We start from the raw sequence: 15,115 nt of genomic DNA on the forward strand, positions 1-15,115 counted from the left end.
ATGACACATGCCGTTCCGCTGCCTCGGTATCACGAAATCACGGCCTGCACGGAATCCTACTTCGACCGGCTGGGAGACTCACCGCTGGGAATGGGCTGGCCGAATGAACGCGACGCGCTGACCCGCTATCAGGTCATGCTGGATGTGATTCGCGAACCGGCCGACCAGCGCACGACGCTGCTGGATTTCGGCTGCGGCACCGGTCACCTGTATGAGTACATTCTCGCGCAGCGACTGACTCACATCGACTACCGCGGCGTCGATCTTTCCGAACGCTTCATCGCGGAATGTCAGCGCAAACATCCGGATGCCGGTTTTCAGCAGCTTGACGCACTGACCGATCCCGGCCTGTTGCCCGACTTCGACTACGCTGTCATTAACGGCGTGTTTACATCGAAGTGTTCGATGAGCCACGACGAGATGTTCTGTTTCGTTCAGCGAGTGATCCGGCTGCTGTATTCCCGCAGTCGCCGAGGCATAGCGTTCAACGCGATCAGCAAACAGGTCGACTGGGAACGGAACGATCTGTTTCACCTGCCGCTGGATGACATGGCCTGGTTTCTTTGTCACAACCTGAGCCGCAATTTCGTCGTTCGCAATGACTACGGTCTGTATGAGTTCACGACCTACGTTTACAGGGACGCTCATCAGAACATCGGCGAGTAATTCCTTCTCGCTTCTCATTTCGATCCGGGCCTCCTGCCGTGGAACGCGCTGCCTGGCAGCCTTTGCCTGAGTTTCACCTCGCGCTGCCGTGTCGGAGTGCGGAAAGACGGCGTCTGCCAGGAAATCCGTTCCCGGGGCGCAAGCCCTGAAAATCGAGCCCGCGCGGAATCGCCTGGCCGCGGAGTCAGAACCGCTGATCTCCGGCGCGAGGTCGCTCCGGCTGCGTTTTACTTTGACGGCCCCGCTGCCGGGTTCCTACACTGGAACTCCGCCGGAGTCAGTCACCAGCCGCGATGGCTGGTCGCTGCCGCAATCATGTGGCAGCGGGATCTCTGAGACCGGCTGCCCACCTGCTTTCCACGCCACGTCATTTCCCGCCCAGGCAAACATTTCATGCAACGACCGTTCCCGGTTGCAGGACTCTTCGGAACTGCGATTTCCGTTGTCACGATGCTGATCGGAAATGCTGCAGTGCTCGCTCAGGAACCGTCAATTCAGCGAATTGTGATCACTGATGGTCAACCCGGCCAAAATGCCGTCCTAACAGTCGACGGACAGAACCTGACCGGAATCCGGAGCCTGTGGACAGACATCGGCGAATTTGCGCCGCAGCCGCCGGCGGAACCGCCAAACGACAAGCTGGCTGTGTTTACCGGCACCGTTCCCGGCGAAACCGTTCCCGGTGTGTATTCAGCACGAGTCGTGACTCAGCAGGGAGTGTCGGAAGCGGCGTCTTTGATTTTCGACAGCCTTCCCAGCGCCGACGTTTCCGCGTCGGCCGAAGACGCGCAGTCGCCGGCCGCCGTGACAATTCCGTGCTGCATCAATGGATCGATGAATCCGTTGAAATCGAAGTATCTCGCTCTGGAACTTGCGGCCGCCGAACCTGTTCACATCGAAGCCTTCGCGCGGCGGCTAAATTCTGAGTTGGATCCTGTCCTGCGTCTCACGAACGAACAGGGGGCCGAAGTTGCGTTCTGCGACGACGTCGACGGTCTGGAAGGTGATGCCCGCCTGCGGTTCACTCCGGCGGCAGCAGGGCGCTACGTGCTGGAACTTCGCGACGTCAGGTACACTGGTTCGGTGCGACACTTCTTTCACCTGCGAGTCGGCGGAAGTCCGCTGATTCATCCTTCACCGTATCCCGCGCCGTCAGAGGCTCAGCCTTCGGTTCATGAAGCGGAGCCCAATGATTCGAAGGAGACGGCAACTCCCGTCGATGCCGCGGCACATTTTGTCGAAGGCAGGTTTCAAAGCACCGGCGACGCCGACTGGTACCAACTGACCGGCACTGCCAACGAAACGCTTTGTGTGACAGCGCACACAAGAGATATCGGATCGCCGGCGGACGCTGTGCTTCGATTGTGGAATGCCGACGGATCTATGCTGGCCGAAATTGACGATGTCGGACCCGCGGATGCCCAGTTGTCCGCCACGCTGCCGGCAGACGGCAATTACTTCGTCACGGTCAATGAACTCACGCGCAACGGCGGGACTAATTGGAACTACGTGCTGGAACTGAACCAGGGGACTCCGCGGCTGGAAGTTTCCGCATCGGTTGACCGCGTCACAGTACCGCACGCCGGGTCGGCCAGCCTGACGCTGAACGTCAAGCGCATCGGCCTCACCGGTCCGGTGCGCATCGTTGCGGAGGGCCTGCCGGAATCACTCACGGCGCCGGATCTGTACCTTGCCGCAAATCAGGACTCTGTGCCGTTGACCATCACGTCAACAGCCGCCGCCGATGCGGAACGTGCCTTCTTTCATGGCCCCCTGAATCTCACGGCCATCGCTCAGGATTCCTCGGCAACCGCGACAGCAAAATTGGTCCTTGCGCCACCTGACGGAGCACCTTACCGCTCGCCGTTACATGCACCGGAATTATTCGTGGCGACTCGGCCGGCAGCGGCCGTGTCCCTGAAGTCGGATCCGGATACCGTCACACTGGCGCCGGGCGGTTCCACTACGGTCAATCTTCTTGCTTCGCGAACCGGCGACTGGAAGGAACCGGTGACGATTGCCGCGACGGTACCGAATCAACTGCCCGGCGGAATCACAATTTCGGCGGCGACAATCGAAGCGGATTCCGCAACGATCACCATCACTGCGGATGCCAGCGCCGCTGCCGGGATGTATTCGCTGTTCCTGCAGGGCACATCGAAGAAAGACAACACCACGATTACTGAACCTGTTCCGCCGATTCTGATTCACGTCAAAAACCCCTGACAAGACTTTTCGGGGACGCTCGGTCGCGTACGACATCGGGACAATCGCATCACTTGTTGACGAACGAAACCAGCGGCGCATTTCGTCGCAGAAATCTCAGAGATTCAGGCTATCAACCATGAATACCCGAAGCTCCATCCGCCCCTCACTGCTTTGTTTGTCCGCCCTGCTGACCGCCGGCAGCGCGTATGCGGCAGACGTCTCTCTGACGGTCAGCCCGACGGAAATCCATCTGGTTGGACCACGAGCCGTGCAGCAGCTCGCGGTGACGACCGACGCGGAAGAGTCGACCGTGCGTGATGTCACTTCCTCCGCGCAAATTTCATCGTCGGACGAAAGTGTCGCCGTCGTAAAGGACGGAGTCGTCGTCCCGGTCGGAAACGGTACGGCAACGATTCAGGCCGTCAGCGATGATGCCCGCGCTGCCGTTCAGGTTACGGTGACGCAGTTCGAACAGCCTTCCCCCGTCGCCTTTCACACGGAAGTTCTGGCGGCACTGACCAAAGCCGGCTGCAACATGGGAGCCTGCCACGGCTCACCGTCGGGGAAGGGCGGTTTTCGGCTTTCTCTGCGAGGCTACGATCCGAAACTGGACCTGCTGACTCTGCGCGGCGAATTCTTCAACCGGCGTTCCAACCTGCTTGCGCCGGATGAAAGCCTGTTGCTGCAGAAACCTCTGATGCAAATGGCTCACGGCGGCGGACGACGGCTCACCGCAGGAGACCCGATTCACAATGCGCTGCGCGGCTGGATTGCTGACGGCATGAAAACAGAACCGGAAGGAACCGCCACGCTGGAACGCATCGAAGTCTATCCGGCGCTGCGAGTCCTGCGGGACGGTGCCGATCGCCAGCAACTGGTGGTCACCGGCCACTTCAGCGACGGCTCCGCGCGTGACGTGACCGCTCTGACCGCATTTGATTCCTCCGACGAAGAAATCGCCAGCGTATCGTCGTCGGCCGTCGTTCGCCGCGAAGGTCGGGGCGAAGCGACGGTGCTGGCTCGCTACCTGGACCGCATGGCCACCTCGCGAATTACGTTCCTGACCGAACGACCGACATTCCAGTGGTCCGATCCGCCGATCGCCAATGAAATCGACCGGCTGGTGTTCGACAAGCTCAGCCAGCTTCAGATTCAGCCATCGGACCTGTGCAGCGATACCGACTTCCTGCGGCGAGCGACTCTGGATCTGACGGGACGGCTGCCCTCCCTGAACGAAACCCGGACCTTCCTCGCGGATCCGTCAGACACCAGGCGGGCGAACCTTGTCGATCACCTGCTGGCCAGCGATGACTATGCGGAATTCTGGTCGATGAAGTGGGGCGATGTACTGCGATGCAACAGCCGTCGCATGACAGCATCGGGAGTCCACAAGTTTCGCCGCTGGCTGTTTGACGTTGTCCGCGACGACAAACCGCTTAACCAATTTGCCCACGAACTGCTCACCGCAACCGGCAGCACCCGGCAGAACCCCGCGGCAAACTACTGGCGAGCCAGCCGTGACGAAATCGACGCGACGGAAACGACCGCTCAGTTGTTCCTGGGCATTCGGATTCAATGCGCCAAGTGCCACAACCATCCGTTCGAAAAATGGACACAGGACGACTACTACGGCATCGCCGCAGCGTTCAAGCGAGTCGGCCGCAAAGGCGGAAAACTGCCGGATGATGAACTGATCTACTTCACGACCAGCGGTGACGTCACTCAGCCGCGGACCGGACAGACAATGCAGACGCGACTGCTGCTGCAGGGAGACGTAGCCGTTCCGGATGACAAGGATCGTCGCGAAGTCTTCGCCGACTGGCTGACGACGGCCGACAATCCGTTCTTTGCGAAAGCCATCGCCAATCGCATCTGGGGTCACATCATGGGTCGCGGGATCGTGGAGCCGGTCGATGACTTTCGCGACTCCAACCCGCCGTCCAATCGCGAATTGCTGGAATTCCTGGCCGATGAACTCAGCCGAAATAACTTCTCCGCCCGGCACCTCGTTCGCACCATCATGACCAGCCGGACTTATCAGCTCAGTTCACAGAGAAACGAATTCAACGCAGATGACGAAATCTACTTTTCGCACACCAATACCCGCATGCTGACCGCCGAACAGTTGCTCGACAGCATCTGCCAGGTGACCGGTGTGAAGGAATCGTTCGGCGGCATGCCGCAGGGAACTCGCGCCGTCGCTCTGGTCGATCCGCCGGACGGCCACAAGTTCCTGCAGGTGTTCGGCCAGCCGCAGCGGGAACTTCCCTGCGAGTGCGAACGCAGCACCGACAGCAACCTTTCACAGGCCCTGCAACTGATCAACGGCCCGACTGTCCACGACAAACTGCGAGCCGAAAACGGCAACGTTCATCAATGGATCACATCCGGCAAAACCGACGAAGACATCATCCGACAGCTCTATCTGATCGCACTCAGCCGGGAGCCGGAACCTGCGGAACTGCAGACATCGCTGCGTCACATCACCAACAGCGAGGACCGCACAACCGCCGTGGAAGACGTCGCCTGGGCCGTCATCAACAGCAAAGAATTCCTGTTCCAGCACTGACGACAACGGAATGCTCGACCGCTTGTTCTGAACAAGCAGCGGAGCGATGCAAGTGCAGAACGACATGGCACGGCGCAGCATTCCGATGTGATGCGTGCCGAACCGGGACACCTGCTGGTTCCCGTCTGCCGGGTGCCCTGCCACGACAAACGGCATTTCGTTGAACGGCATAACGTCAGGAGAGCGGCAGATGTGAACCTATCCTCCCGTTTCAACGGGAGCGACGGGCTTGACGCCGTTCAGGCGATCAGAGAAGACGTGAATGCCGGCCGCGTAACCGGAGTCGCAGGGGCAGCAAACCGTTGGAGCGGCGGGGCGGTGCTCGCTGGTTGGCGGCCTCAGTGCGTTGGCTGTGCAAGTCATTCGATTTGCGCAGACGGCGTTCAGCCGCGGCTGACCCCTTCACGTGACCGGCAAAGTCGTGCACCCGGAACTCTGCCAGTGCCGCGACCGCATGCTCGGAGGTAGCACCAGCGTGGTGGCCGGTTACGTTTGCGTGCCGGTTACCACCTTTTCACTGATTCTCGGGGGCTGACCGTTCGGACCATGGTGTTGAGGATGGTGAGCAGTTTTCGCATGCAGGCCACCAGTGCAACTTTCTTTTGCTTTGCCGCGATCAGAGGCGTTTGTAGACAATCTGGATGGCGGTCTCCGTGTTGCCACCAGGGCAGCCATGTGAGACTCTTCCGGATATTTCTGAGGCCTCCGAACGGAACGCTGTTTGTCTGATTCGACTGTCTGACGACGGCGCGGCACACCGGCCAGTTCGAAATCTGACGACGATTGAGCGTTCCGAGTTCCGGCAGATCGCCTGGCAGTGTCGACGTTGTGACGACCCCGACTCCGAACGCTTTGAATGATCTCAACGGCGGGATTCGTTCGGCTTGGCGGTTCAGAAATTCGCGGATCTTCTGTTCGATCAATCCTGTTGTTTTCAGCATTTTGATAACGCTGTCGATCGACCTGCGGCTGGTCTTGTCCCATGCCTGCCGGCGACGGTTTTCTTCCTGATTGATCAGATGCAGCAGTTGCTCGCGGCGACGCACCAGCGGCTCGTGGCCTCCTGAGCTTCTGTTTTGGGAAGCGTGGGCATGAGATCGACGGTTTCGCCGAATGTCGAGCAGCCTTGCATCAATCGGATCGGTCTCTCCAGCGACAGACTCCCTTGCCGAACTGTCGCACCTGGCAGGATTGGCAACGCGAACACGGAAATGCCGGCGTTCTGCAGTGCCCTGACAAGAGTTCGTTCTAGTCACCAGTCGCTTCGCAAACGACGAAGGTCGTCTCGGGGCTCAATTTCTTCGACGATGTGTTTGACGACGGCTGCCGTTGAATTGATCACCTCCGATTTCATCCCTGAGAATCACAGACGTCGAGCTGTCCTTTGCCACGTCCACACCAATCACCGGTTCCAGCCGGTTTGAGCTTATCATTGTCCATCCTGGTGAAACGAGCTGGTCACACTCGACCGCTCCAGCGACGGTTCGGGTTCGAAAATTAAGCCATGCGACAGCTCCCGCACGATGTCGATGCATCAAGGGTCGATTATCGATCTGCATGGCCGCCTGATTCCGGCTCGATACCAGTACCGGATCCATCCAACCGTCAACAAATTCACCAGGTATTTTCACCTGACTGAAGATACTAGGGTCGAGGATGATCGGCGTTTGCCGATCAACGAGGAGGGTTGGGCCGCCCAACGGGAGTGCCCTGTGCCCAGCCCTCCCCGCGATCCGAACGCCCTGAAGGCATTCGATCGGCGTCCCTCCCGTTCAAACGGAAGGGTAAAGCAGTTGACGCTCTGCACTGGCAAACTCTTATCTGCCGATCGCCTTACGGGAGGAGAGCAACGTCGGTGCCTCGAGGTATGCCATTCCGCCCGACATCGTCGGTGCTGATACACGCCTGTCGGACGTCCAGCCGGATATTCAACGGTGCGGGAATTCCGCCGGTGCGACCCGTCGCAGCCTGATTCAGTCCGTAGGGCGGGACAAGCAAACCGTTGGAGCGGCGGGGCGGCGCTCGCTGGTTGATCGGCCTCAGTCGCGTTGGCTGCCTGCAAACGTCATTCGGTTTGCGCTGCCCCACCGGCGTTCAGCGCGAGCTTGACCCACCCTACCGGTGACTGAGCGCATTGCGCGGCTCTCCGGCGCGTCTCGTCGAATTGTCGGACGGCACGACCGAGCAGCCGACGTGTTTCGAATGCAACGACCGCAGAGCTGCCGCATTGACCAGGTCCGCCATTCTGATCTCGCGCTGGGCATCGCGTTAAGCGGTCACGATGGCTTTGACGACGCAACACGGAAACGACACACGTTGCCGAATCTGGTAGGCTGACGGCGCGACGACGGCCGCAACTGGCCGCTGCATTCCGTCAGATATTCCACCAGAACAAAGTGACTTCGATGAAACTCATCTGCCGAGTTTTCTGTCTGCTGGTTTCGATTGCAGTGGTGACCGAATCCTGCTGCGGCCAGACGGCGGCAAACAGCGAGTTGCTGCCGCTGACATACAATGATCCGGAGCTGATTGTCGATCTTGGCGTCGGTCTGTGGGCGTGGCCGATGCCGATGGACTATGACAACGACGGCGATCTGGACCTGGTGGTGTCGTGTCCCGACAAGCCGTTCAACGGAACGTACTTCTTCGAAAACTCCACTGGCCGCGTGAAGCTGCCGGTGTTCGAACCGCCGGTGCGGATTGGTCCGGGGCATCACAACATTCGCGCTTCCTTCGTCGACGGGCGAGTGGACGTGATGACTCCGGCAACGGTGTTTCAGGATTTTCCGCATCATCGCTTCGAAGACCCGCTGGAAATGAAGCTGCCGGCGAAGATCGTCAATGCCAGTAAGATCCGTGCGAATCAGTGGCACCGAACCGACTGGGACGCAGACGGCGATCATGATCTGCTGATCGGTGTCGGCATCTGGGACGACTACGGCTGGGACGACGCCTGGGACAGCTCGGGCACGTGGAAGAACGGTCCGCTGCACGGATTCGTGTTCCTTGTCACCAACACCGGCACGGATGCGGCACCTGTCTGGAGCGAGCCCGCGAAGGTCGAAGCGGGCGGGAAGCCGATTGACGTTTACGGCTGGCCGAGTCCCTGTCTGGCGGACTTCGACGGCGATGGTGATCGCGACCTGATCTGCGGCGAGTTTCTTGACCGGTTTACATGGTTCGAAAACACGGCGACCGATAATGCACCCGAATTCGCCGCCGGAACGCGCGTCAAGTCAACAGACGGAAGTGACCTGCGGATGGACCTGCAGATGATTGTCCCGACACCGATTGACTGGGACAGCGATGGTGATAACGATTTGATTGTCGGTGACGAAGACGGCCGCGTCGCATTCGTCGAAAACGTGACTCCGTCTGGAGCTGAACCGGTCTTCGAAGGGCCAGTTTACTTTCAGCAGAAGGCCGATCGACTGAAGTTCGGCGCGCTGGCGACTCCGTTTGCTGTCGACTGGGACGGCGATGGTGACACAGACATCCTTTGCGGTAACACGGCCGGATACATCGGCTACTTTCAGAATCTCGGCGGCAGCCCCGTTCGCTGGGCCGCGCCCCGGTTGCTGGCAGCCGACGGCGCGACGATCCGTATTCAGGCCGGACCGAATGGTTCGATCCAGGGACCCTGCGAGGCCAAATGGGGTTACACAACGATCACGGCCGCCGACTGGGACATGGACGGACGGACCGACATCGTTGCCAATTCCATCTGGGGCAAAGTCGTCTGGTACCGCAACACGGGGCAGGATGCCGAAGGCCTGCCGACGCTGGCGGCCGCGCAGCCCGTTACCGTTGAATGGCAGGTTGATCCGCCGAAGCCGGAATGGACTTGGTGGGATCCCGCCGACGGAGAACTGGTGACTCAGTGGCGGACGACACCGATTGCAGTGGACTGGAACAGAGACGGAGCCACCGACCTGGTGATGCTCGACCAGCAGGGCTTCCTGAGTTTCTTTGAACGTCGACGCGACGACAAAGACCTATACCAACTGCTGCCGCCGCGGCGAATCTTCGTCGACAAGACCGGCCAGCCCCTGCAACTCAACGCCAACCGCGCGGGCGGCAGCGGTCGACGAAAACTGCACGTTGTGGACTGGGACGGCGACGGTGACTTCGATCTGCTCGCCAACAGCGAAAACGCGGATCTGTATGAAAACCTGGGTACCGACGACAGTGGCCGCGTCACGCTGCATAACACGGGCACCGTCGACGTTCGGAAACTTGCCGGACACACCAGCAGCCCGGCTACGATTGACCTGAACGGCAACGGCATTCCGGACCTGCTGGTCGGCGCGGAAGATGGGTTCCTGTATCACCAGAGCCGCTAGAGACCGTCGGTACCGGCCGCGTGCCGGACTCGATACGGACGCGACCGCGTTCGACCGGCGCGATCTGCAAACGTCAGCCTCGCGGTCAGCCACAGCCCGCAACTACGAGCGGCCTGTCGGTCCCCAATGATCGCGATTGAATTGTTCCGACTGCCCGCGGGCAATCGTGAGCACGTTCCAGTTATCTCCGGCGTGAACTCGCGCCAATTGGACAATCTGGCCGGCGTGGTAGCAGGTGTGTCCGAGCGACCGCTGTATTGCCAGAGAAACGGAATGCGGTTCGCCGCGAATCACGACGGTCTTGTGCAGATCTTCCGGCGTCAAACCGTTCAGTGAATCCAGCAGGACGGTCCAGCCGCGATTCCAGTAAGACAACAGCTCCGCGCGGTCGCGAAAGGAATCGACAAATTCGTCGTCACGATTGCGGTCAGGCTTTTCACCGTCGCTGGTCAGGAAGTCGGTCCATCGGGAAATCAGATTTCCGGCAACGTGCTTCATGATGACGGCAATCGAATTCGTGTTGTCGTCGACAGCGATGTGCAGATGCTGATCGGAGGTCTGTTCCACGGCTCGTTCCGCAAGACGCCTGTTGGCTTTGAATGTGTCGACGGTTGCGAGAAGGAACGACCGCTCAGTGTCCGGTGGTGATTGTTCGAACACAGCGGTCATGTCGGCCCAAAGTCCCGGAGCGACGTCGTGAGCACCGGTCGCGGCTACCTTCTGCAAAGCGTCGTTCAGTCGTGTGGATTCCAGGCGAGCAACCACGGCAGCGGAAACCGCGACAGATCGACTCATGCCGCCACCGCAGGTCACCAGTGTCCGGACGCCGGCCGATACAAAGTTGGCTGTGATCTCGACGGCTGCCCGCAGCAGAGCAGGCGAATTTCCGGTGCCGTCGATCAGCGGCAGGCGGCAGTGAATGATGTCGTGCGGCCACGTCGCCGGAGTTTCGTCGATCGCCAGATCAATGGTGGCGGCGATTTCGTGCCGCAGCGTGTCCGCCTTGCTTCGCACGTCAGCCGCATTACCGATCCACAGCAAACTGGGGATGACTTCTCTCATGGTCCGCTGATGATAATCTTGTGTCGAGCTGTGTCGAACCGTACGCTGCATCCCGTAATACGAATGGACTCGACATCGACGCTTGCGACACGGTCATACAGCGGTTAAGGCTTACAGCGGTTCAGGAAACACATCCGGTCAGGTGCAGGCGAATGAAGATTACTGCGGCGTGCCCATCCTGTGAAAAAACGCTGTCCGTCGGGGCAGAGCACGCCGGCAAGAAGATCCGCTGCCCGGCATGCAAAAGCGTTGTTCAATTGCCGCAGGTTGCTCGACCTGCGGCCGCCGTGTCCAGGGCTGGGTCAGCGACGACCGGCGGCGAACGGCGTTCATCGCGAGTGGCGTCCGGTGCGAACACAGGCGGACAATCGGCGAAACCGCGGCGTCCTCGAACCGCGGGCAGACCGGCGACGGACGGGAAACGTCGTCCTCGCCAGGCCGCCGCCATCACGCCCGACAATATCTGGAATCAGCCGCTGTCCAGCTACTCGTCCCCGGCAATTCCGGAGGAAGAGTATGAAGCCTACGGGATTGAAAATCGTCCGCGGCGCAGAGGTCCGGGAGGACGGTTGGTCGGCGACGACTGGGAGCCTGATCCGCCGGAAGAGACCTATGCGCCGGTGCTGATTTTCTGTCTGTTGTTCGGCGTGATCGGGATCGTCGGTGGTGTGTTGACGTTTTCGGTGCCCGACGCGGGACGGATCCTGAGCTTCATATCCCTGATACCGCTGGCACTTGCCAGCGCGTTTCAGCACTGGCGCATCATCGGCAATGCGTATGAAGAAAGTACGCTGTGCGGTTTTCTGTGCTGGGCATTCGGGCCGTATTTTCTGTACTACCTGGTGACTCGATGGGACGAAAACAGGAAACCCTTCCTGAAGTCGCTTGTGTGTGAAATGTCGCTCATCGCCCCGACCGTAGGCGTGGTCGTGACCGGCGGGTTTGGATAACGCGGCGAGTGCGCGAAACGCACGGACGGCCATCTGGTTGCGCGCTACCGGTCTGTCAGGCGTGAATCGATGAATGCAGGTGTGGCACGGATGGCCGGGAGTGAGAGGATCCCGCTGAGCTGCCTGTGCCAAAGGGTGCCCGACGCGGCAGCGGCACGGCAGGATCCTCGCCCTCCCGATGAAACTGCTCGTGGGATCCATCAAGACTCGGCTGACGAATGACTACTCCGCGCCCGGAATCCTGCGTGCATTCGGATCGCCGGGCGGACGATCCAGAACCAGCAGCGCGAACAGGTCGGCGATTTCCTGCGGCGTGAGTTGTTTTTCCAGACCTTCAGGCATCAGTGACAATTCGCTGCGAAACTGTTCTTCGACCTTTGAACGCGGAATTGTCTCCTGCTTGTCTCCCTGAACTTTCAGCACGATGCGCTGATCGTTGTCTTCCACGGGCAGGCCATTGATGACCTTACCGTCCGTCGTGACTACCGTGACCGCCTGGTAGGCGGCTCCGATCACCAGGCTGGGGTCGAACACATTGGACAGCAACTGGTCGTACGATGATCGGCCGTTGCGAGTAATGTCGGGACCAACTTCGGCGCCTTCGCCGTACATCTTGTGGCACTGACCACACACCTTCTTGAAGACCGCCTGCCCGGCAACGGGATCGCCTTTCGTCTGATGCAGCAGGCGATCCATCTGCCTGACAAAGCGATCTCGATCGGGATCGCGTTCGGTGCGGACGGTGCCCCAGTGTTTCTTCAGCAGGCCGGACAGCGTCTCATCGTTCAGACTCAGCAGCTTCCGCGCCTGATTGGCGTTCAGAGTCTCCGGCGGAAGGTCGCCGGCGGCGATCGAGTTCATCAGAGCCAGTCCCCAGTCGGTGCGACCGGTCAGCGTTTCGATGGCGACGGGACGAACGTTTTCCGGCAGTGACGCCAGTTGGTTCAGAATCAACGCCGCAATTTCGGGCGAATCGAAGTCACCGATCACCTGCAGCAGTTGACGCTGCTCGTCGGCTGCTGTGCCTTCCGACTGCAGCAACTCGCGGGCAAGCTGCAGCACGGAATCGGAGTTCCCCGCCACGAGTGCTCTCATCATGCGAACCCGGTTGTCACCGGTTCGTTCCCGCACGATTTTGGCGGCGACTTCGAGTCCTGATTCCAGGCCAAGTGATGCGGTGAACTCCGCGACATCGACCGACAGGACATCGGGAGGATTTGAATTCAGCAGAGGTTGCAAGACAGCGGAGGTCGCTTCGAAGATGCGGAGTCCGTTCTGCAGTGACAATTCGCCGTCCTGAACTCGCTGCGAAATCAGTCGAAGAGATTCCGGTGCCGTCGCATCTTTGAGCTTCCGGTCGTCGCGACGCTGATCAAACAACAGGTTGATGAGCTCCGACGTATGCTTCGTGTCCGGAGACTCGGAAGCCAGCAGTCGGTCGATGACTCGCGGCATGACGTGACTGACCTGAGCCTGCCGTTCTTCCGACAACCCGCCATAAGCCGCGATGAATTCCGTCGCGTTGTCTTCCAGAAGCGGATGCAGATTCTGCCACACGATGCTGGGAATGATGCGGTCATCGCCGGACGCCGACAGCACGTCAATCAGCGTTGGCATCGTCGGCAGGCCATCAAGCTTCGGTGCCGCGATGGCCACCTGCACACGAACCCGCGGACTGTCGTCGAACCGCAGTTCGTGGATGTTCGCCACAAGTGCTTCGTCTGTAACTCGCTGATTTCCGGCGATTCGCACACCCCACGCTCGCAGATTATCGTCGGCCAGTTCCAGCACCGCGGCCAGAAACTCGTTCCGCAGCGGTCCGGCGCCGGCAAGCGACCACAGCGCGTGCATGCGGGTCCTGAGCGTCTCCGAATCACTCAGCACCAGACCTTCCAGCAACGGCACGTCTTCGGGCGACGCTCGTTCGGAGAAGATCCGCTGAGCGATATCGCGGAAGTAGACGTTCGGACTGCGCAGGCGTTCAACAAGCTGAGCACTTGATTCCGATGCAACGTCGAACGCGGGCGCTCGCGGCGTGTCCTGGTAGCGAATACGGTAGAGCCGGCCCTTCAGTCGATCGATTCCTTCGGGGTCACGATTTGCATCCTGATAGCAGTGATAACGGTCGTACCAGTCCAGCACATACAGGCAGCCGTCCGGGCCGGTCTTCTGCACGACAGGCATAAACCATGCGTCGTTCGCAGACAGAAAGTCGGGGGCAGGCTTCGCGAAGTACGTGGCTCCGCGATCTTCCAGCACGTCAACGTTGACGCAGTTTCCGTGGATGTTGCCCATGTACAGCCGGTCGCGATATTCGGCCGGATACGCATCGCTGTCGAAGTAGTGAATGCCGCAGTACGCCGCTTTCTGATGCTTGTGGTCGACGATGGATTCCAGCTTCCAGGTATGCGGCGGATACGGGCCGCCCTGGCGATGGTAGTAGCCGGTTTCGGTCAGATGCCACAGATGATCGATCACGCAGGCGCTCAGGAAGGCGTCGCCGACGGGGTTCCAGGCGACTCCCCACGGATTGCTGGTCCCCTCGGCGAACAGTTCAAACCTGCGAGTTCTCGGATCGATGCGAAACAGTGCGCAGGTAAAGTCGAACGTCTCGTCCTGCGTTTTCACAACGCTGCGATTAAAGACGCCGTTCAGGCCGTAAAGCCAGCCGTCCGGTCCCCACGTCAGAGAATTCGGCAACTCGTGAGTATCAAAACGTCCGAAGCCGGTGACAACGACTTCGCTGGTGTCGGCCTTCAGGTCTCCGTCGGTGTCTCGCATGAACAGGATGTCAGGAGCGTTCGCTACCCAGACACCGCCGTGGCCGACGGCGATGCCCGACGGGATGTTCAGCCCCTCGGCAAACACGGTGAACCTGTCAGCGACGCCATCGTGATCGGTGTCTTCCAGGACCTTGATCCGGTCGCGTCCGGGGCCGGGTGAGCGGCGCGGGTATTCGAGACTTTCCGTGATCCAGATCCGGCCCTGTTCGTCGAAAGTCATCGCCACCGGATTCACGATGTCCGGTTCCGACGCGACAAGTTCAACGGAGAACCCTTCCGGCACGGTCATTTTGGCGATGGCCTGCTGCGGCGTCAGAGCGGGACCGGGCGGCACGTCCTGAGCATGCGGAATCACCTGGTCGCGTTCCTGAGCAGCGGCGAACGATGCCGAAAGAACTGCGATGACGAAGGAAACGGACAGATCTCGAATGTTCATCACAGGTCTTCCTGGTTCGTGCCTTTTTCGAATCACGGGACGCCGTCGTTCAGCCGACTCACAGCGTTCTGCCCGGCCGAGTTTCTCTGGTGGTTTTT

7 protein-coding genes are annotated in these 15,115 nt (G+C 60.1%); 5 read left to right on the forward strand and 2 right to left on the reverse strand.

The annotated features are described in order from the left end of the window. The 4 genes from R3C19_20980 to R3C19_20995 all read left to right on the forward strand — a co-directional run bounded on the left by R3C19_20980 (position 1) and on the right by R3C19_20995 (position 9,786). The gene (locus tag R3C19_20980; protein ID MEZ6062825.1) at positions 1-666 is read left to right on the forward strand and encodes a class I SAM-dependent methyltransferase; all 666 of its coding nucleotides are present in this window, start codon (positions 1-3) and stop codon (positions 664-666) included. A gap of 393 nt (positions 667-1,059) precedes the next feature. Then, positions 1,060-2,892 carry a hypothetical protein gene (locus R3C19_20985; protein MEZ6062826.1) on the forward strand — a complete coding sequence of 611 codons (1,833 nt, stop codon included), beginning with the start codon at positions 1,060-1,062 and terminating at the stop codon, positions 2,890-2,892. A 118-nt stretch (positions 2,893-3,010) separates the two neighbouring features. Beyond that, the gene (locus R3C19_20990; protein MEZ6062827.1) at positions 3,011-5,443 is read left to right on the forward strand and encodes a DUF1549 and DUF1553 domain-containing protein; all 2,433 of its coding nucleotides are present in this window, start codon (positions 3,011-3,013) and stop codon (positions 5,441-5,443) included. Positions 5,444-7,848: 2,405 nt separating this feature from the next. Further along, the gene (locus tag R3C19_20995; GenBank protein MEZ6062828.1) at positions 7,849-9,786 is read left to right on the forward strand and encodes a VCBS repeat-containing protein; all 1,938 of its coding nucleotides are present in this window, start codon (positions 7,849-7,851) and stop codon (positions 9,784-9,786) included. A gap of 102 nt (positions 9,787-9,888) precedes the next feature. Here R3C19_20995 and R3C19_21000 read toward each other — a convergent pair whose 3' ends face one another. Then, a complete protein-coding gene (locus tag R3C19_21000) occupies positions 9,889-10,848 on the reverse strand; it encodes a DUF1572 family protein (GenBank protein MEZ6062829.1) in 960 nt (319 codons plus the stop codon). 152 nt (positions 10,849-11,000) lie between these two features. On the opposite strand from R3C19_21000, the gene R3C19_21005 reads away from it, so the two are divergent. Beyond that, complete coding sequence (locus R3C19_21005) at positions 11,001-11,798, forward strand: hypothetical protein (protein ID MEZ6062830.1); 798 nt, start codon at positions 11,001-11,003, stop codon at positions 11,796-11,798. 222 nt (positions 11,799-12,020) lie between these two features. On the opposite strand, the gene R3C19_21010 is transcribed toward R3C19_21005, so the two are convergent. Further along, on the reverse strand, positions 12,021-15,017 hold the full coding sequence (locus tag R3C19_21010; protein ID MEZ6062831.1) for a c-type cytochrome: 2,997 nt from the start codon (positions 15,015-15,017) through the stop codon (positions 12,021-12,023). Positions 15,018-15,115 lie beyond the last annotated feature (98 nt).

The organism is Planctomycetaceae bacterium (assembly GCA_041398785.1).
Classification (GTDB): Bacteria; Planctomycetota; Planctomycetia; order Planctomycetales; family Planctomycetaceae; genus JAWKUA01.

What these genes read in the sequence shown, in the direction of transcription:
- R3C19_21010 (MEZ6062831.1), bottom strand. Translation starts at nt 15,017, where the DNA reads ATGAACATTCGAGATCTGTCCGTTTCCTTCGTCATCGCAGTTCTTTCG.
- R3C19_21005 (MEZ6062830.1), top strand. Translation starts at nt 11,001, where the DNA reads ATGAAGATTACTGCGGCGTGCCCATCCTGTGAAAAAACGCTGTCCGTC.
- R3C19_20990 (MEZ6062827.1), top strand. Translation starts at nt 3,011, where the DNA reads ATGAATACCCGAAGCTCCATCCGCCCCTCACTGCTTTGTTTGTCCGCC.
- R3C19_20985 (MEZ6062826.1), top strand. Translation starts at nt 1,060, where the DNA reads ATGCAACGACCGTTCCCGGTTGCAGGACTCTTCGGAACTGCGATTTCC.
- R3C19_20995 (MEZ6062828.1), top strand. Translation starts at nt 7,849, where the DNA reads ATGAAACTCATCTGCCGAGTTTTCTGTCTGCTGGTTTCGATTGCAGTG.
- R3C19_20980 (MEZ6062825.1), top strand. Translation starts at nt 1, where the DNA reads ATGACACATGCCGTTCCGCTGCCTCGGTATCACGAAATCACGGCCTGC.
- R3C19_21000 (MEZ6062829.1), bottom strand. Translation starts at nt 10,848, where the DNA reads ATGAGAGAAGTCATCCCCAGTTTGCTGTGGATCGGTAATGCGGCTGAC.